The sequence below is a fragment of the Kitasatospora griseola genome (genome assembly GCF_044999035.1).
In the GTDB taxonomy this organism is placed as follows: domain Bacteria; phylum Actinomycetota; class Actinomycetes; order Streptomycetales; family Streptomycetaceae; genus Kitasatospora; species Kitasatospora griseola.
This window is the reverse complement of record NZ_CP173360.1, coordinates 2,707,960-2,725,933: the sequence shown is the minus strand read 5'-3', so window position 1 is coordinate 2,725,933 and position 17,974 is coordinate 2,707,960. Positions and strand designations below refer to the sequence as shown.

The window sequence follows — 17,974 nt, the reverse complement described above, 5'->3', positions numbered from 1 at the left end:
ACCACCCCGGGGCCCCTGTCGGCATTCGTGACTGAGTGAACGTCATCTCCGTTATGCAGTCGTGCCGTTGTCCTAATCCGGCGAAAACGGAATCCGAGGTTCCGAGCGCCCTCCGGGACCCGCTAGCCTCCGTCCCAACGGGCGCGCCCCTCCCGGGGGGAGGGGCGCGCCGGAACGAAGGAGGAACGTGCAACTCAAGAGAAGCGGTTATCGGCGTCCTGCCGCGCTGGCCGCTCTGCTGGCGGCCGGGATAGCGACCGGTCCGGCAGTCTCCGCGCCCGCGGTCACCGCGGACGGTTCGGTGACGGTGCGGGTGGTTCGCGCGGTGGACGAGAGCGGGACGTACAGCCCGGTGCTGAATCCGGGGATGGCCGGGGTGACGGTCACCCTGACCGGCGACGACGGTGCGGTGCGCACCGCGGTGACGGCCGCCGACGGCACGGTGACGCTGAAGCCCGCCAAGGCGACGGCGAGCGGCAAGTACCGCGTCGATGTGGTCAATCCCCAACCCGGCCTGCTGTATCCGGCGTTCGCGTCCCGCGAGGGCCTGGCCGGTGCGCCGGACAGGCTGAGCAGCAGCACCGAGTTCGTCGACCTCTCCGGCGGCAAGCAGGCCACACTGACGACCGGTCTGTGGAACCCGGCCGACTACTGCCAGCAGAACGCCCCGCTGGCGACGGCCTGCCAGCCCGCCACCAGTGAACCGGCCGACCGGCACACCCTGGTGAGCCTCCCGTACCGGACCCGTAAGTCGGCCGACGCCTCCGGGCAGGTGACCGACCTGGCGACCGGCGCGCAGACCGGCACGGTGTTCGGTCTGGCCTGGAACCGGGACGACCGGCGGCTGTTCAGTTCCGCGCAGGCCAAGTCCGGTACCGGTTACGGCCCGGGCGGGCCGGGCGCGATCTACGTCACCGACCCGGAGACGAAGGCGACCGCGTTGTTCACCACCGTCCCGGACGCCGGCGCCACCGCGCACGCGGGCGACGACGCAGGTTTCATCGCGGCGCCGGGAAAGGAGAGTCTCGGCGGGCTGAAGCTCAGCGAGGACGGCCGCGACCTGTACGTGGTCAACCTCCACGACCGGAAGCTGTACCGGTACGACGCCACGGCGAAGACGGTGGAGAAGCCCAAGGCCGTGTACACCGTTCCGACGCCGGACTGCCCGTCGGCGGACGACTGGCGGCCGTTCGGCCTCGGCATGCAGGACGGCGTCGGCTACCTCGGCGGCGTCTGCTCCGGCCAGTCCACCCAGAAGACCGAGGACCTGCGGGCGATCGTGCTGCCGTTCGACCCGGCCACCGGGAAGTTCGGTGCGGCCGTGCTGAACCAGCCGCTCGACTACCCGCGCCAGCCGTCCTACTTCCGGGCCGCCGACCCGCTCTGCCGGGGTGCGGGCTGGTATCCGTGGACGGACGTCTGGCCGGCCGGCGAAGGCGGGAAGCCGTGCGGCGGGGCCGGGTTCGCCAAGCCCGAACCGGTGCTCGGCGAGATCGGCTTCGAGACCGACAGTTCGATGCTGCTGGCCTTCCGCGACCGGGCCGCCGACCGCGTCTCCGGCGCGAACCTGACGGCCCCGGTCTGGGCCAATGGTGACCTGGACAAGGCCTGCAAGTCCGGTGGCACGTACGTGATGGACGTCAACGGCGGCTGCGGCCTCGGCCCGCGCGGCACCAAGTTCTTCGACTCCCACCGGGTCACCATCAACGGCGTCACCTACCACCCGAACGCCGCCTACGCGGGCCTGGCGCTGTCCAAGGTGGAGACCTCCATCGCTGCCGCCGGCGTCGACCCGGACGACACCACCTACGGCTACGGCCCGCTCTTCACCCTGCGCGACGGCACCGTGGACCCCGGTGCGGGGGTGCGCCTGAATCCGCTCAACCAGCGTGCGGCCTTCGGCAAGGGCACCTCGATGGGCGACCTCGAAGTGCTCTGCGACCGTGCCCCGCTGCAGATCGGCAACCGGGTCTGGTACGACCCGGAGCGCTCCGGTCAGCAGCTCCCGCAGCAGAAGTCGGCCGCCGGAGTGACCGTCAACCTGTACGACGCGGACGGCAAGAAGGTCGGCACGGCGAAGACCACCGAGCGCGGTGAGTACTACTTCGACAACACCAATGTGACGGGTGGTCTGAAGCCGAACACCGCCTACACCGTCCGCCTCGACAACCCGGCCGACTACGCCGAGGGCGGCCCGCTGTACCACTGGCTGCCGGCCAAGGCCGACGCCCACGGGCAGTTCGCGGAGCGGGCGTTGACCACCGGCGGTCCGGGGCAGAACGACCACGGCTTCGACTTCGGGTTCACGCCCCAGCAGGGCGAGTTGCGCCTGGTGAAGAACGACCAGGACGGCAAGCCGCTGCCGGGGGCCGTCTTCCAGCTGTGGCGGGAGTCGAACGGCACCGACGGCCTGCAGCAGGACGGCGACACCAAGGTCGGCGAGCCGTGCACCACCGGCGGGGACGGCACCTGCCGCACCGTCGCCGACCAGGGCACGTACTACTGGCAGGAGGTCACCCCGCCCGAGGGCTACCAGGTGCCGGAGCAGCCCGTCCTCGGCCCGGTCGTGCTGGATGACGAGCACTTGGCGGACGGCGTCACCACCACCGCCGTCAACAAGCTGGTCCCCCCGCCGCCCACCACCCCGGCCCCCACCCCGCCGCCCGCGCCCGGCGTCGACCCGACGCCCGCGCCGCCGCAGAGCGGTTCGCCGCAGCCGTCGTCGCCCGGCGGCCTGGCCTTCACCGGCCTGGACGACACCGCGCTGAGGTACGCCGTGGTCGGCGGAGTGGCGCTGCTGGTGGCCGGCGCCGGCGTGCTGATCGCCGTGCGGAGGCGTCGCGCCTGACGCAGTGACAGCGACGGCCGGAGCCCTGGGAGTTCGAACTCCCGGGGCCCCGGCCGTCGGTGCGTCGCGTTACGGCTGGGTCGGTATCGGCTTGGCCGCCAGCGAGCGCGCCGAGCTGGGGTCGGACAGCGCGGACGGCGGCAGGATCTCGGGCGCGGCGGCCTGGGCGGGCACTGCGGCCGGGGCCTCCTCCTTGAGCTTGACGCCGGCCAGGTCGAACGCGGCCTTGATGCGCAGCCGCAGCGCGCGGGAGACCTGCGCGGACTTGCCGGGCGTGCAGCGGGCCTCGATCCGCAGCTCCAACGAGTCGACGGCCACCGACTCGACGCCGAGAACCTTGACCCGGCCCCAGATCAGCTCGTCGTAGGGGGATTCCTTGGAGAGCTGCTCGGCGGCCTCGGTGATCAGCAGCTCGACCCGCTCCAGGTCCTCCTTGTAGCCGACCTGGACGTCCACCGAGGCGGTGCCCCAGCCCTGGCTCATGTTGGCGATCCGCTTGACCTCGCCGTTGCGGATGTACCAGATCTCGCCGCCGGAGCCGCGCAGCTTGGTGACCCGCAGGCCGACCTCCAGCACGGTGCCGGTGGCGACGCCGGTGTCGATCTCGTCGCCGACGCCGTACTGGTCCTCCATGATCATGAAGACGCCGGAGAGGAAGTCGGTGACCAGGTTGCGGGCGCCGAAACCGATCGCCACACCGGCGACACCGGCGGAGGCCAGCAGCGGGGCCAGGTCCACGCCGAGCACCGACAGGGCCATCAGCGAGGCGGTGCCGAGGATGCTGAAGGACGCCACCGAGCGCAGCACCGAGCCGATCGCCTCGGAACGCTGCTGGCGGCGCTCGGTGTTGACGACGCCGCTGTTGGCCAGCAGCCCGCCGATCACGCCGTGGTCGTTGTCGGCCTCGGCGGGGCGGCCCATCCGGGCGACCAGCTTGTCGATGACCTTGCGGACCACCGCCCGCAGTACCAGCGCGAGCAGCATGATGAAGACGATCCGCAGCCCGTCGATCAGCCAGCCCTGCCAGTTGTCGTCGAGCCAGCTGGCGGCCTGCCGGGTGGAGTCGGTCACCTCGGCGGCGCTGGTGGGCAGGTTGAAGGTCGGCGTGGCGGCGTCGGGGGGAGTGTCGTCGGCGAGCATCGCCCCACTCTAGGGCCTGGCCATCGGGCCTCCGCGACCTCGTTCACCCGCCCGGACGGCCGGTCGGACCGGTTCCGGCCACCGTCCGCACCGCCCCGGCCACGGTGGGTGCAGGAGGGCCCCGAGCTGGGCATACCGCCTATGGGCGGTCGCGCAAGATCCACCCTGCGCGGGTGGCCCGTTCACAGAGAAATGGTGGCGTCGTACGAGGGCGTAAGGCGACACTGAGGGAGATCGCGCCCCGCAAGGGGCACGATCGCCCGCTCGACTCGGCGCGAGCCACGCGCCGCAGGCGTCCAAGGAGGCCCCGTGCCGCATGTCCTTGTCCTCAACGCGTCGTACGAGCCACTCGGTGTCGTCTCGATGCGACGCGCACTCATCCTGGTCCTCAATCACAAGGCGATCGCCCTGGAGGACGCGGGAACCACTCTGCACAGCGCCACCAGCGCCGTTCCGGCGCCGTCCGTCGTCAAACTGACCCGTTTCGTGCGGGTTCCCTACCGAGGCCCCGTGCCGCTCACCCGGCGCGCGTTGTTCGCCCGCGACCACGGGCGATGCGTGTACTGCGGGGCCGCCGCCACCAGTGTCGACCACGTGATCCCGCGCAGTCGGGGCGGTCAGCACCGCTGGGACAACGTGGTGGCGGCCTGCCGCCGCTGCAACCACACCAAGGCCGACCGGCACCTCGCCGACCTCGGCTGGCGGATGAAGCGCCCCCCGGCCGCGCCCAGCGGCCTGGCCTGGCGGGTCATCGGCACCGGGATCAAGGACCCCCGCTGGCGGCCCTACCTGGAGCCGTACGGCGGCCTCGACCAGTTCCGGGACTTCGAACACCACGACCATACGGAGCTGCCGCCCGCCGTTCCGTCCCCGGTCCGCACCCGTTCCGTCCGCCGCGGCGAGCAGCACGCTCCGCTCTCCGCCTGACCAGACAAGGGCCTGCCCGACACGACATTCGGTACGCCTCATGGGCCGCCGGCGCACCCCCGCAGCGGGAGCGTCGGCGGCCCGCCGCGTGTCAGGGGGCCTGGACGCCGTACAGCTCGACGGCGGACAGCGTGTACCCGTAGCGGCCGGCCCGGCTGACGCCCTGCACCCGCAGGTACTGCGCGTCCTGGGCGTCGAAGCGGACCGTCTCGGTGCCGCCCTGCCCGTTCTCCACCACCGCCACGGTGGTCCACGACACCCCGTCGGACGAGGTCTCCAGCCGGTACCGGGAGGCGTACGCGTCGCCCCAGCGCAGCACCGCCGTGCCCAGCCGGGCGGTCTGCGGCAGCCGCAGCTGCACCCAGGCGTCGTCCTTCGCCGGGGCCGTCCAGGAGGTCTTCGGGTCGCCGTCGGCGATCGCCGCCGCCGGGGTCTTCCCGCTGTCGTCGCCCGAGGAGGAGGCGGTGGCGGAACGGGCCAGGTCCGGGCCGCCGGTCGGCGGGACCACGTGCACCTGGAGCTCCTGGCGGACCGTCAGGCCGCCCGCCGTGAACACCACCGGCACCCGGTAGGTGCCGGACGGGGTGTCGGCGGCCGCCGAGACCTGCACCGGGGCGGTGGCCCTGCCGCCGCGCGGCACCGTCACGGTCGGGGCCGGTGTCACCGTCAGGCCCTTGGCGACCGCCGGGACCTCCGCCGTCAGCCGGCCGGTCAGCGCGTCCGCCCGGCCCGACTCCACGGTGGCCCGGGTCTGCGCCGGGGCGGCGGCGCCCGCCACCACGTCCAGCGTCGGATCGGCCAGCGTCACCCGGGCCGCGGGGACGTCCGCGTACCAGGGGATCACCTGGTTGACCACCGGGGCCTCGCCGCCGGGACGCCACACCAGGCGGATCGAGTCCACCGGGGCGCCGTCGGCGCGCAGCTCGTTGTAGCCGGGGTGGACCGGCCCGAGGTCGACCCAGGCGCCGTCCGGGTGGCGCACCTGCGCGGTCGCCTCGGCGCGCACCGTCGGGTCGGTCAGCACCGTCAGCCGGTCCAGCGGGCGGGCCGCGCCCAGCTCCACGGTCAGCGGGGCGCCGCCCGCGGCGGGCGGGGCCGCCGCCCGGAACGCCGAGTCCGGGTCGCCCGACAGCACCGCGCCCGGCGAGGAGCCGGGCACCGCGGGCGGGCCGCTCACCTCGGCGTCCACCACGCCCGGGGCGCCGGCGGTGAACTCGCGCACCGCGACCGCGGTCTTCTGCCCGCCGGTGGCGCGCAGCCGCACCGCCTTGGCGACCGCGCCCGCCGGGGCGTTCGCGATCACCACCCGCTGGTCGTGCACCGTCGCCAGCTGCTGCCAGCCGCCCGAGCCGCTGAAGTACTCCAGCACTCCGTCGCGCAGGTAGTCGTCGGTGGCCGACGCCGCGTCGGGGTCGTCGCCCCGCCCGCCCATCAGCACCGTCACGGTGCCCAGCGGCTTCGCGGTGCCGAGGTCCAGGCCGAAGCTGTCGCCGACCTGCGGCGGCGCCGCCGACCAGTAGAAGGTCTGCGCGGAGCCGTCCGCCATCAGCGCCGGGCCGTGGTCGTGCGCGGTGCCCATGGTCGTGGTCGGGGAGGCGCCGGCGGTGATGCCCGCCCAGGTGTCGGCGGCCTTCACCGCCCGGTCCAGGAACGGGTCCAGCACGCCCTTGCCGACCGTCACCGGGTTCTGCTCCAGCACCGACCGCTGCCGGCCCAGCTCCAGCCGGGCCTGCCAGGCCGCCGCGCCGTCGCCGGCGTGCTGCGCGGTCAGCATGTCCAGCGCGGCCCGGCCGGCCCTGCCGTACGCCGAGAGCCGGGCCAGCCACGGCGCGGCGTCCGCGCCCAGCGGGTCGGCGGCCAGCGTCCTCGGGGCGTCCGCCATCACCGTGAACGCGTCGCGCAGCGGCTGCGCCGCCTCCCGCAGCTTCCCCTGGTCGACCGCCCCGCCCGAGGCCGGCTCTGCGGCCGCCCAGAACCGTTCCACCAGCGGCGCCAGGTACGCCGACTCCTTGCCGCCGAGCGCCGAGGACGCGCTGTTGCCGGCCAGCGCGGCCACCGCGGCCTGCTGCGCCGGGCCCGCGGTCAGCAGCCGCAGCGCCGAGGACAGCGACTGCTCCGGCTGGTACCCGGCCGGCTGCCAGCCGAAGTCCGCAGCGGTGGCCAGCGGAATCCGGGACGCCACCGGCTGGCTCATCGCCGAGGTCAGCAGCACCGCGGAGCGCTGCGCCACCTCGGCGTCCCGGCCGCCGTAGCCGCCCAGGAACAGCCGGTCCGGCGCCGAGTCGTTCACCGGGTAGTTGTCCAGCGTTACCAGCGGGCGGTGGAACAGGCCTGCGGTGTCGGCGAGTTGGCCGGCCGTCACCTGCTTGGCGATCGCCGCGCCGCCGCTCCACACCACCTGCACCTCGGCGGGCAGCGCCGCCGCCAGCGCCGACCGGTACGGCGTCGCGCCCTGCTTCTGGAACTCCGTGGGCATCACCGCCAGCGGCGCCAGCTCCGGGTGCGGCGCCACCAGCCGCTTCTGCACCGCTGCCGCCACCGCGGCCTGCGCCTTCGCCGCCGCCGCCGGGCCGGTGCCGAACTTCCGGCGGTCCGCGCCGCAGTGCCACTCGTCGTAGGAGACGTTCGCGAAGTCCAACTGGAAAGCCCGGAAGCCCAGTTGACGCAGCCCGTCGAGCTTGGCGACCAGCGCGTCCAGGTCCTTGCCGGAGGAGAAGCAGAACGACTGCCCCGGGTTCACCGCGTACGCCAGTGTCACGTGGTTGTCCCGGGCCCGGCCCGCCAGATCCGTCAACTCCCGTACCTGATCGGCCGGGTAGGGCTCGCGCCAGCGCCTGGAGCGGTACGGGTCGCCGCCCGGCGCGTACAGGAAGAAGTTCTGCTTGGTGCGGCCCAGGAAGTCCATCGCCGCCAGCCGCTGCGCGGCGCTCCACGGCTCCCCGTAGAACGACTCGGCGGTGCCGCGCACCGGCGCGCCGCTCGGCCAGTCCCGCACCAGCACGCCCGGGAAGCCCTTGTCGCCCACCGCGCCCTGGCCCTGGCCCGGCCCGATCGGGGACAGCAGCTGCGCCAGGCTCTGCGTCGCGTAGAACGTGCCCTCGCCGTCGACGCCCGCCAGCACCACCGCGCCGTACGCGCCGCCCGCGGTGGGCAGCTGACCCGTCGCCAGCAGGTGGCCGCCGGACGGCAGGTCCGCCAGCGGCGGCACCTCGGTGTCCTTCAGGCCGGCCGCCACCGCGAGGGCGCGCAGCGCCCGGTCGGTCGCGCCGCCCGCGCCCTCGTGCGGGCCGCCCACGAACACCACCAGCGACCCCGCCGCCGGCGTCGCGGGGGCCTCCGGCACGGTCGCCACCTCGGTCGCGCCGGCCCGGTGCAGCAGCGTGCGCACCGCGTCCACCGCCGGGCCGTCCGCGCCGTCCGCCAGCACCACCGTCACCTGCCGGGGCACCGACACCGGCCGGCCGCCCGGCCGCAGCTGCTGCGGGCGCGGGAACACCTGGGGGTCCGCCAGCGAGCCCAGCGGCAGCGACGCCTCCGCCGCGCCCGGGACGTCCGCCTCCGCGGACACCGCCCGGCGGTCGCCCGGCTCCGCCGCGAAGCTCTGCGCCGGGATCAGCAGCCCGCCGACCACGGCCGCCGCCGACAGCGTCGCCGCCAGCCGCAGCGCGCTGCCGCGCCGCCCCGCCCGCCGCTCGGCGCGCACCGAGGCCAGCAGCGGGTCCGTGCCCTTGATGTCGGCGATGAACCGGTCCGCGGCGCGCGGTGCGAGTTGACGGGCCGTCCGGGCCGCCGTCCGGCGCGCCGTCAGCGCCGCCGGGTGGTACAGCACCTCGCGCAGCGCCGTGCTCTGCTCCAACTGCTGCCGCAGTCGACGCCCTGCCGCCACCGACACCCGCGCCTGCACCGGAGCCTCCTCGCCCTGAACGCCCAGTTCACCGGCCCCCCGGCCCGCCCCGGCCCCCCGCGGCCATCCGGCCCGACCAGCCCATCAGCTCTCCGCGTCCCTGTCAACGCCCCTGGCAGCTATGTCCGTTATCGCACGATATTGCTGCGCTTTCGAACGTCCGGACGGCACCGCGCGGATGACGGGGCGACACCTGGGGGCCGAGGGCCCGGGTGGCCGAGCCGGTCCTGCCGCGCCGGGGCGCCCGGCAACCCGGCGACGGGACGTTCACCCGTCCGGCGCGGGCCCGGGGCCGTGTCGATCGGGGTCGGCGGACAGGTGCGCGGGTAGGACTGTGGCTGTTGGCGTTCGGGAGTCCGAGGACGGAGTGCGCTGAGTGGCCGCATACCTTGACCGTGAGCAGATGGGGACCGAGCAGGTGCCGGCGGAGGACAACCCGCCCGCGCCACCGGAACTGCTGGCGCTGGCCCACGCGTACGGGGTGGACACCGAGTACGACGCCGGGGCCGGGCCGGTCCAGGTCTCGCCGCGCACCCTCGGCGCCGTGCTCGCCGCACTGGGCGTGGCGGCGGGGACGCCCGAGCTCGCCGCCGAGGCGCTGGAGCGGCACCGCGCCGAACAGGCCCGGCGGCTGCTGCCCCCCACCGTGGTCGCCTGGCAGGGCCGGCGCACCGCGCTCGACCTGCCGGCGGACGCCGAGGTGCGGCTGGAACTGGAGGACGGCGGCTCCTGGGAACTCGCCCACGACCACTCCTGGTGGCTGCCGGAGGACGTCCCGCTCGGCCGGCACACCCTGCACGTGACGGCGGGCGAACGGACCGGCCGCGCCGCGCTGATCGTCGCCCCGCCGCGCATCCCCGAACCGCGGCAGCGCAGTTGGGGCTTCCTCGCCCAGCTGTACTCGGTGCTGAGCGACCGGTCCTGGGGCATGGGCGACCTCGCCGACCTCGCCGACCTCGCCCAGTGGGCGGGCACCGAACTCGGCGCCGGCTTCCTGCAGATCAACCCGCTGCACGCGGGCATGCCCGGCGCGCCCTCCGACCCGTCCCCCTACCGCCCGTCCTCCCGCCGCTTCGCCGACCCGGTGCACCTGCGGATCGAGGCGATCCCCGAGTACACCCGGCACGAGGAGGTCCGCGACCTGGCCCGCCGGGCCCGGCTGCTGCGCGAGGAAGTGCTGGAACACGACGCGCTGATCGACCGCGACGCGGTCTGGTCGCTCAAGCGGCAGGCGCTGGAACTGCTGCACACCGTGCCGCGCGGCGTCGGCCGGGAAGCCGCGTACCGGGCGTTCGTCCGCCGTGAGGGGCAGTGGCTGGAACGGTACGCGGTGTGGAACGCGCTGGCGGAGGTGCACGGCGCCGCCTGGCACTCCTGGCCGAAGGGCCTGCGCCACCCGTCCAACCCCCAAGTGGCCGCCGAGAAAGCCGTGTTGACGGACCGGATCGAGTTCCACCGCTGGCTGGCCTGGCTGGTCGACGACCAGCTGCACGCCGCCCAGCGGGCCGCCACCGACGCCGGCATGCCGCTCGGCCTGATCCACGACCTCGCCGTCGGCGTCCACCCCGACGGCGCGGACGCCTGGGTCCTGCAGGACGTCCTCGCCACCGGCATCTCCACCGGCGCCCCGCCCGACGCCTTCAACGCCCACGGCCAGGACTGGGGCCTGCCCCCGTGGCGCCCCGACGCCCTCGCCGAGACCGGCTACGCCCCCTACGCCGAACTGCTGCGGGCCGCCGCCCGGCACGCCGGCGCGATCCGGATCGACCACGTGATGGGCCTGTTCCGGCTCTGGTGGGTGCCCGTCGGCGCACGACCCACCGAAGGCACGTACGTCCGCTACGACGCCGAGGCGATGCTCGCCGTCCTCGCCCTGGAAGCCCACCGGGCCGGCACCGCCGTCATCGGCGAGGACCTCGGCACCGTCGAACCCGGCGTCCGCGAACGGCTCGCCGAACACGGCGTGCTCGGCACCTCCGTGCTCTGGTTCGAACGCGACTGGCACGCCGACGGCGCCGTCCTGCCCCCCGACCGCTGGCGGGCCGGCTGCCTCGCCACCCTCACCACCCACGACCTGCCCAGCACCGCCGCCCGCCTCACCGGCGACCACGTCGCCCTCCGCCACCAGCTCGGCCTGCTGGCCCGCCCCCTCGCCGAGGAGCAGCAGGCCGCCGCCGCCGAACTCGCCGACTGGCAGCGCGAACTCGTCCGCCTCGGCCTGCTCCCCGACGGCGCGCCCGTCACCCCCGAGGCCCTGTACGCCTACCTGCTCGCCACCCCCGCCCGCCTGGTCGGCGTCTGGCTGCCCGACACCGTCCGCGACCCCCGCCCGCAGAACCTCCCCGGCACCTGGGACCAGTACCCCAACTGGCGCCTCCCGGTCGCCGATGCCACCGGAACCCCCCGCACCCTCGACCGCATCGCCACCGCCCCCGGCACCGCCGCCCTCGCCGCAACCCTCGCCCCGCTCGGCACTCTGACGGCGGGACACGCCGACAGGCGCACCCCGCCGGGCGAGCCGCTGTAGGGGGCCGGTACCTTGGGAAACGTGGACAAGAGGAACGCAATGCGCGCCGGTGCGGTCACCGCGGCGGCCACGCTGATGATGCTGATGTCGTCGCCCGCCATGGCGCTCGTACGCGACGACGGCGACGACCCGGGCGCCGGCCTGAGCGTCGGCCAGACCCTGGGCCTGTTTGTCGCCCTCCCGATCGTCTCCTTCCTGGTGATCGCGGGCCTCTGCATGATCCCGGGTCGGAAGAAGTAACCCTCCGGGTCCCCGGACCCGAACGGCGACTGCCGGGGCAGCCGAAACCCACCGTTTTCGGCCACCCCGGCAGTCGCCGTCGTTTCCTCCCCGCAGCGCCGCTCACCGGTCGCCGGAGTGCCGCGCCGCGAGCGCCAGCACCTCGGCGGTCCGCGACCCCGCCTCGACGGCGTGACGGGCGGTGCTCGGCAGACAGCGGGCGCGCTCGGGGACGAACTCGGTCAGCACGACACCGGCGTGATCCGTGTCGACCTCGTCGAGCGACACCGGTCGGCCGCACTCCTGCAGCGCCGCGTGCAACTCGCGCGAACGCGCGACCGGCACCACCGGATCGGCGGTGCCGTGCACCAGCCACACCGGCGGCAGCGGGTCGGCCCTGCGGACGTCGTCGATCGGCACGGTGCCGGTGGACGGCGCCGGCGACCCGTACGCGCCGGCGATCCCCACCGCGGCATGCGGCCGCCAACCGCCGAACGCCGCCGGATTCAGCGCCGCTCCCACCGCGGCCTTGCCGCCCAGCGACCAACCGGCGAGCACGATCCGCCCGGGATCCCCGCCGAAGTCGGCCACGTTCCGCCGTGCGAAGACGACCGACTCCCACAACTGCGCCCGCCCGCCGTCCGGAGCGTCGGGACGCCAGTCCGGCACCAGCACCACGACGCCCAGCTCCGCCGCCGCGCGGGCCACCGGCGCGAGGACGTCCCGCTCGTCGGGGCCCCGGCCGTGCCAGAGCAGCACCGCCGGCACCGGTCCCGACGCGCCCGCGGGCCGGTGGACGTCCATGAGCCTGTCGTCCGACCCGTAACCGACGATCACCGCTGCGCCCCCGACCCCTCGTGCACCATGAACGGCGCCACGCTACCGGGGCGGTCCGCGCACCGGACGGCGAGGGCGGACGGTCCGTCAGGGGAAGTCCGGCGTCTGCTCGCGGGTCCCGTCCGGGTGGACGGCGAGGGCCGGGATGCCGCGGGCGGTGAGCCAGGGCAGGGGATCGGGTCTGGCGAAGGCCGCGGTGGCGAGGGCGTCGAGGCGGGCGAGGCGGGGGCCGACCAGGGTGAGGGAGGCGAGGGCGGTGGCGGGGCGGCCGGTGTGGGGGTCGAGGATGTGGGGGCCTCGTTCGGCGGTGCCGGAGGTGGCGACGGCGAGGTCGTGGCCGGTGACGACGTGGGCGACGGCGCCGGGGCGGTGCGGGTCGGCGATGCCGATGCGCCAGGGGCCGCCGGCGGTCTGGACGTCGCCGCCGCCGCTGACGCAGTGCTGGACGGAGCCGGCGTCACGCAGCGCCCGGGACGCCTCCTCGACGGCCCAGCCCTTGACCCAGCCGCTCGGGTCGAGGCGTCCGCCGGGTGTCGCGGTGAAGTAGCCGTCGGTCTCGGCGGCGAGCTCCGCGCAGCGCTCCAGCACCCACCGGACCTCGGGGTCGCAGGCGGCGAGTTCGAGCTCGCCGCGTCCGAGCCGGCTGATCTCGCTCTCCGGCCGGTACGGGGAGAACACCTCGTCGATCCGGTGCAGGCGGGCGACGATCCGGGTGAGGGCGTCGGCGGTGCCCGGTCCGGGGTCGCGGACGGTGAAGGAGAAGACCGTCCCCATCACGTGTTCGACGTGAGCGGCGGTCACTTCTTCGCCGCCCGGTCGAGCGCGCTCTGCAGCGACCGGGTGTAGCCGTCGCTGGTGTAGGTGGCGCCGGAGACCACGTCGATGTGCGCGTTCTGCGCGGCCATCGCCTCCTGGTTGAGCTCCGGGACGGCGTAGCTGTTGATCTCCTGGTCGCGGCGGTCCCGGTTGGGGTACTGGATCACGTCGATCTTGCTGATCGTGCTGCCGTCGAGCGTCACCCGGACCTGCACCGGCCCGTACCGGGTGTTGACGGCGTTGCCGGTGACGGTCCGGGTGCCGCCGGAAGCGTTCGTCGAGGACGCGGACGGGGAGGGCGTCGGGCCGGCGCTGCTCTTCGGGCCGCCGGTGGCCGGGGACGAGGAGATGGCGGCCGCGGTGGACGGGTCGTGCGGCTTCAGGGAGAGCAGCAGGACGACCCCGGCGGCGGTCGCGGAGGCGGTGATGACGGCTCGGCGCATGGCGGTGGGGCTCCTAGAAGGCGAAGGACTCGTGGTGGATGCGGGACGGCCGGACCCCGGCGGCGCGCAGCGCGCGGACCGCCTCGGCGGTGAACGCGTCCGGCCCGCACAGGTAGACCTCGTGCCGGCCGAGGTCCGGCACCAGCCGGTGCAGTGCCGCACCCAGGTCGCCGACCTGCTCGCGGCTGCCGAGCAGCTCGTGCACCCGCCTGCCCCGGTCCCCGGCGGCGACGGCCGCGAGCTCGTGGCGGAACAGCACGTCCTCGGGGTGCCGGGCCCGCTGAACGAGCGTCACCCGTCCGGGCAGCGTCTCGAAGAGCGCCCTCAGCGGGGTGACGCCGACGCCCGCGCCGAGCAGCAGCACCGGCCCGCCGTGGCGGCGTCGCGCGGTGAACGCCCCGTACGGGCCCTCGGCGCGGACGGCGGTGCCGGGGGCGAGGGCGGCGACGGCCGCACTGTGCGCGCCCAGGCCCTTGACGGTGAAGCGGAGGAAGTGCGGGTGCGGGGGAGCGGACATCGAGTAGGGGTTGGCGGCCCAGCGCAGCTGCGGGGTGAGGAACTGGAGGCGGAAGAACTGGCCGGGCTCGGCGCGCAGTTCGTGCAGGTGGCGGCCGGTCAGGAAGACCGAGACCACGCCCGGGCCCTCGGCCCGGACCTCGGCGACCCGCAGCCGGTGCCGGCGGTCGCGCAGGAACGGCCGCAGCAGCCGGTACCAGCCCAGGACGGCGGCGGTGCCGAGGTACAGCAGGTACCAGAGGGCCTTCGCCTTGTTGTCGGCCAGGTCGGCGCCGGTGGTGAGCTGGTGGCCGAAGCCGAGCGCGACGGCCAGGTAGGTGGCCAGGTGCAGGTAGTACCAGGCCTCGTAACTCAGCCGGCGGCGGGCGGCCCGGGCGGAGACGGCCCCGGTGCCGAGGATCAGCAGGGTGGCGGCGGTGGCCTTCAGCATGTCGGGGAAGTGCAGGACGATCTCCACGCCCTGGGCCCACAGGCCCTGGCCGCTGGTCAGCGCGTAGCCGCAGACGACCGTCAGCACGTGCACGGTGATCAGCGACACCAGGTAGCGGCCGCCGAAGGCGTGCCAGCGGGCCGTCCGGTCGGCCCCGACCTCGCGTTCGAGCAGCGGAACGCGGGCCATCAGCAGCAGCAGGACGGGTGCGGCGTAGCCGGCCAGCAGGCCGGTGATCCGGGCGGTGCCGGTGAGCCAGTCCGCGGCGCCGGCGATGCGCGGGGTGTCGACCCACCACAGCGCGAGCACACCGAGGGCGCCGAGCGCGATCAGGGCGAGCGCACCGTGGCGGACGGCGTCGGGCGGGAGGGCGCGGCGCCGGGCGGCGCGACGGGCGACCCGGGTCGGGGTGGTCAGTGCGGTCAACGGGCGCCCTCCTTCGTCAGTGCACCGTCACCGTGGCACCGGAAGCTCTCAGTTCCCTATGAAAAGACGCCGTTCCGGGGCCGTGACGGCGGTGTTTGTGCTGGTCGCCCGGGCCCTGCCCGGCCGGACGCGGTCGGATGATCTCACCGCTTTCTCATGCCGGGACGCAAGAATGGGCCCATGCAGCACGCGGACACCCCCTGGCGGGTCCTGGTGGTCGACGACGAACCCGACCTGGTCGAGGTGATCTGCGGCGCTCTGCGCTACGAGGGCTGGCAGGCCCGCGGCGTCACCTGCGGCCTCGACGCCGTCACCGCCGCCGCCGAGTGGCACCCGCACGCCGTCGTGCTGGACGTGATGCTGCCCGACTGCGACGGACTGGAGGTGCTGCGCCGGGTGCACCGCACCGACCCCGAGGTGCGGGTGCTGTTCCTGACCGCCCGGGACGCCGTCGAGGACCGGATCGCCGGCATCTCCGCCGGCGGCGACGACTACGTCACCAAGCCGTTCAGCCTGGAGGAGGTCGTGGTCCGGCTGCGCGGCCTACTGCGCCGCGCCGCTCCCACCGGCCCCGCCGACCCCGGCACCCTCACCGTCGGCGACCTGCACCTGGACCCGGCGGCCCGGGAGACCAGCCGCGGCGGCGAGGTCGTCGACCTCAGCCCCACCGAGTTCGCGCTGCTGCGCTACCTGATGGAGCACCCCCGGCAGGTGCTCAGCAAGGCGCAGATCCTGGACGCCGTCTGGTCCTACGACTTCGGCGGCCAGGCCCACGTGGTGGAGCTGTACATCAGCTACCTGCGCCGCAAGATCGACGCCGGCCGCCCGCCGATGATCCACACCGTGCGCGGCGCCGGCTACGTGCTCAAGGCGCCCACCGGATGACCCGCGTCGGACGACCCCGCACCCTGCGGGGCCGGCTGGTGGCAGGCGTGCTGGCGCTGCTCACCGTGATCTGCGTCGGCGTCGGCGTCGCCACCAGCTGCGCGATGCGGCACTTCCTGGTCGACCGGATCGACGAGCAGCTGAACGCCTCGGGCGGCCGCTACGCGTCCAGCCTCGAACACCCCGGCACGTGCGGCCACGACACCCGCGCCCAGTCCCCCGGCACCTTCGGCGCCCGCCTGGTGAACGGCGCCGTCAGCCACGCCTCCGTGGTCGGCGGCATCCCGCCCGGCGACGACGACCCCGTCCCGATCGCCGGCGGCTCAGGCGGCGACGCCGCCGTCCCGCTCACCGACCGGGACGTACACACCCTGCGCGCCCTCCCGGTGAACGGCCGTCCGCGGGACGTCACGCTGTCCGTGCTCGGCCACTACCGGGCCGTCTCCGTCGCCGGCTCCGACGGGGACGTGCTGATCACCGGCCTCCCGATGCACCCCCTCGACGAGACCGTGCAGCGCCTGCTGCTGATCGAACTCGTCGTGTTCGCCGCCGCGCTGGCCGTCGCCACCGTCGCCGGGACGCTCGGCGTCCGTCTCGCCCTGCGCCCGCTGGAACGGGTGGTCGCCACCGCCGAACGGGTCTCCGCGCTGCCCCTGGCCAGCGGCGCGGTCGACCTCGGCGAGCGCGTCCCGGACGACGACCAGGGCACCGAGGTCGGCCGGGTCGGCGCCGCGCTGAACCGGATGCTCGGCCACATCGGCGACGCGCTGACCCGCCGGCAGGACGTCGAGGAGCGGCTCCGGGCGTTCGCCGCCGACGCCAGCCACGAACTGCGCAATCCCGTGGCCGCCGTCCGCGGCCACGCCGAGCTCGCCCTGCGGCACCCGGGCCCGGTGCCCGAGCCCGTCCGGCACTCGCTGGAACGGATCACCGCCGAGTCCCGGCGCATGGGCACCGTCGTCGAGGACCTCCTGTTGCTCGCCCGCCTCGACGCGGGCCGCCCGCTGGCCGTCGAGGACGTCGACCTGACCCGGATCGCCCTGGACTGCACCGCCGACGCCCGCGCCGCCGCGCCCCGGCACCGCTGGCTGCTCGAACTCCCCGCCGAACCCGTCACGGTCCCCGGCGACCCGCACCGGCTGACCCAGGTGGTGGCGAACCTGCTGGCCAACGCCCGCACCCACACACCCGACGGCACCGAGGTCACCCTCCGGCTCTCCGCCACCCCCGACCAGGTGCTCCTCACCGTCACCGACAACGGCCCGGGCATCCCGCCCGAACTCCTCCCGCACATCTTCGACCGCTTCGTCCGCGGCGACCCCACCCGCTCCCGCCGCACCGGCTCCACCGGCCTCGGCCTCGCCATCGTCCGAGCCGTCACCCAGGCCCACGCCGGCACCGCCACGGCACACAGCGCACCGGGCGCGACGACCTTCCGCATCACCCTGCCCGCCGAGCGAAACCAGGGGCGCGGGGGTGGACCCTACACCCTTGAAAGTGGTGAGAGTGCCCAACCCTGACAAGCGGAAGCCCCGTCCGGACGATGCCGGACGGGGCTCGGGTCGCACTAGGCGGTGCGGCGTAGGTCGTGCTCGAACCCGGCCAGATCGGGGAGTTCGTACGCGGTGGCAAACAGCTCGGCGCGATGGCGGGACAGGTTCTCAACCTGTGCCCGGAGAACGGCCCTGTGCTGCTCCCGCGCCAACCGTTCTGCAACCGTCCTGCTGTGTGCGTCGAACATGGCCTGCCTTCGGCGTGCGTCCATATCGACGGGCCGGTCATAGGTGGCCCAGCTCGGGAGCCGGTTCCCCGCGACGTCGACGCGGAAGGGCTCTTGGGGTGCGCCTGTCGGTTCGTCGGTGACGCCGGACAGCGTCAAGGCCACGACGCTGGCCAGTAGTAGGGGCAGGAACGCGCACAGCGTCCACCCGATAGGGTCGGTCATGTCGGAGTCCTCCCGGGGACTTCGGCTCTTGCCCTGGTAACCGCGTAGGACCGGTTACCGGGGCTTTGTCGTCCCCGACCGTACTCAACTTGTCTACCTACGTCTATCTAC

13 protein-coding genes are annotated in these 17,974 nt (G+C 74.6%); 6 read left to right on the top strand and 7 right to left on the bottom strand.

Annotation, left to right across the window (positions count from 1 at the left end):
* Window positions 1-187 precede the first annotated feature (187 nt).
* Complete coding sequence (locus ACI1MP_RS12365; protein WP_404868673.1) at window positions 188-2,848, top strand: SdrD B-like domain-containing protein; 2,661 nt, start codon at window positions 188-190, stop codon at window positions 2,846-2,848.
* Between the two features lie 69 nt (window positions 2,849-2,917).
* Here ACI1MP_RS12365 and ACI1MP_RS12360 read toward each other — a convergent pair whose 3' ends face one another.
* Complete coding sequence (locus tag ACI1MP_RS12360; protein ID WP_380339591.1) at window positions 2,918-3,988, bottom strand: mechanosensitive ion channel family protein; 1,071 nt, start codon at window positions 3,986-3,988, stop codon at window positions 2,918-2,920.
* A gap of 309 nt (window positions 3,989-4,297) precedes the next feature.
* Between ACI1MP_RS12360 and ACI1MP_RS12355 the strand changes: the two genes are divergently transcribed.
* A complete protein-coding gene (locus ACI1MP_RS12355; protein WP_043909950.1) occupies window positions 4,298-4,915 on the top strand; it encodes an HNH endonuclease in 618 nt (205 codons plus the stop codon).
* Between the two features lie 91 nt (window positions 4,916-5,006).
* On the opposite strand, the gene ACI1MP_RS12350 is transcribed toward ACI1MP_RS12355, so the two are convergent.
* Window positions 5,007-8,819 (bottom strand): beta-N-acetylglucosaminidase domain-containing protein, encoded by a 3,813-nt coding sequence (locus ACI1MP_RS12350; protein ID WP_404868672.1) that lies wholly within the window; start codon window positions 8,817-8,819, stop codon window positions 5,007-5,009.
* A gap of 403 nt (window positions 8,820-9,222) precedes the next feature.
* Here ACI1MP_RS12350 and malQ point away from each other — a divergent pair, with 403 nt between their 5' ends.
* On the top strand, window positions 9,223-11,346 hold the full coding sequence (gene malQ / locus ACI1MP_RS12345; RefSeq protein WP_380339584.1) for a 4-alpha-glucanotransferase: 2,124 nt from the start codon (window positions 9,223-9,225) through the stop codon (window positions 11,344-11,346).
* A gap of 21 nt (window positions 11,347-11,367) precedes the next feature.
* Window positions 11,368-11,586, top strand: coding sequence for a photosystem II reaction center protein PsbW (gene psbW, locus ACI1MP_RS12340; protein WP_083462161.1), 219 nt, complete (start codon window positions 11,368-11,370; stop codon window positions 11,584-11,586).
* Between the two features lie 102 nt (window positions 11,587-11,688).
* Here the strand turns inward: psbW and ACI1MP_RS12335 are convergent, their stop codons facing one another.
* The 4 genes from ACI1MP_RS12335 to ACI1MP_RS12320 all read right to left on the bottom strand — a co-directional run bounded on the left by ACI1MP_RS12335 (window position 11,689) and on the right by ACI1MP_RS12320 (window position 15,033).
* On the bottom strand, window positions 11,689-12,369 hold the full coding sequence (locus ACI1MP_RS12335) for an alpha/beta hydrolase (protein WP_404868671.1): 681 nt from the start codon (window positions 12,367-12,369) through the stop codon (window positions 11,689-11,691).
* Window positions 12,370-12,489: 120 nt separating this feature from the next.
* A complete protein-coding gene (locus tag ACI1MP_RS12330; RefSeq protein WP_100589742.1) occupies window positions 12,490-13,176 on the bottom strand; it encodes an FAD:protein FMN transferase in 687 nt (228 codons plus the stop codon).
* Window positions 13,177-13,199: 23 nt separating this feature from the next.
* On the bottom strand, window positions 13,200-13,661 hold the full coding sequence (locus ACI1MP_RS12325) for an FMN-binding protein (RefSeq protein WP_404868670.1): 462 nt from the start codon (window positions 13,659-13,661) through the stop codon (window positions 13,200-13,202).
* A 13-nt stretch (window positions 13,662-13,674) separates the two neighbouring features.
* Window positions 13,675-15,033 carry a ferric reductase-like transmembrane domain-containing protein gene (locus tag ACI1MP_RS12320; protein ID WP_404868669.1) on the bottom strand — a complete coding sequence of 453 codons (1,359 nt, stop codon included), beginning with the start codon at window positions 15,031-15,033 and terminating at the stop codon, window positions 13,675-13,677.
* Window positions 15,034-15,213: 180 nt separating this feature from the next.
* Between ACI1MP_RS12320 and ACI1MP_RS12315 the strand changes: the two genes are divergently transcribed.
* Both ACI1MP_RS12315 and ACI1MP_RS12310 read left to right on the top strand, forming a co-directional pair.
* Complete coding sequence (locus ACI1MP_RS12315) at window positions 15,214-15,918, top strand: response regulator transcription factor (protein WP_380339572.1); 705 nt, start codon at window positions 15,214-15,216, stop codon at window positions 15,916-15,918.
* The gene (locus tag ACI1MP_RS12310) at window positions 15,915-17,438 is read left to right on the top strand and encodes a sensor histidine kinase (RefSeq protein ID WP_404868668.1); all 1,524 of its coding nucleotides are present in this window, start codon (window positions 15,915-15,917) and stop codon (window positions 17,436-17,438) included. Before ACI1MP_RS12315 ends, ACI1MP_RS12310 begins: the two co-directional genes overlap by 4 nt.
* A 47-nt stretch (window positions 17,439-17,485) precedes the next feature.
* Here ACI1MP_RS12310 and ACI1MP_RS12305 read toward each other — a convergent pair whose 3' ends face one another.
* Window positions 17,486-17,863, bottom strand: a complete 378-nt coding sequence (locus ACI1MP_RS12305) for a hypothetical protein (protein ID WP_404868667.1) — start codon at window positions 17,861-17,863, stop codon at window positions 17,486-17,488.
* Window positions 17,864-17,974 lie beyond the last annotated feature (111 nt).

What these genes read in the sequence shown, in the direction of transcription:
- ACI1MP_RS12360 (WP_380339591.1), bottom strand. Translation starts at nt 3,988, where the DNA reads ATGCTCGCCGACGACACTCCCCCCGACGCCGCCACGCCGACCTTCAAC.
- malQ (WP_380339584.1), top strand. Translation starts at nt 9,223, where the DNA reads ATGGGGACCGAGCAGGTGCCGGCGGAGGACAACCCGCCCGCGCCACCG.
- ACI1MP_RS12335 (WP_404868671.1), bottom strand. Translation starts at nt 12,369, where the DNA reads ATGGACGTCCACCGGCCCGCGGGCGCGTCGGGACCGGTGCCGGCGGTG.
- ACI1MP_RS12330 (WP_100589742.1), bottom strand. Translation starts at nt 13,176, where the DNA reads ATGGGGACGGTCTTCTCCTTCACCGTCCGCGACCCCGGACCGGGCACC.
- ACI1MP_RS12325 (WP_404868670.1), bottom strand. Translation starts at nt 13,661, where the DNA reads ATGCGCCGAGCCGTCATCACCGCCTCCGCGACCGCCGCCGGGGTCGTC.
- ACI1MP_RS12315 (WP_380339572.1), top strand. Translation starts at nt 15,214, where the DNA reads ATGCAGCACGCGGACACCCCCTGGCGGGTCCTGGTGGTCGACGACGAA.
- ACI1MP_RS12310 (WP_404868668.1), top strand. Translation starts at nt 15,915, where the DNA reads ATGACCCGCGTCGGACGACCCCGCACCCTGCGGGGCCGGCTGGTGGCA.
- ACI1MP_RS12305 (WP_404868667.1), bottom strand. Translation starts at nt 17,863, where the DNA reads ATGACCGACCCTATCGGGTGGACGCTGTGCGCGTTCCTGCCCCTACTA.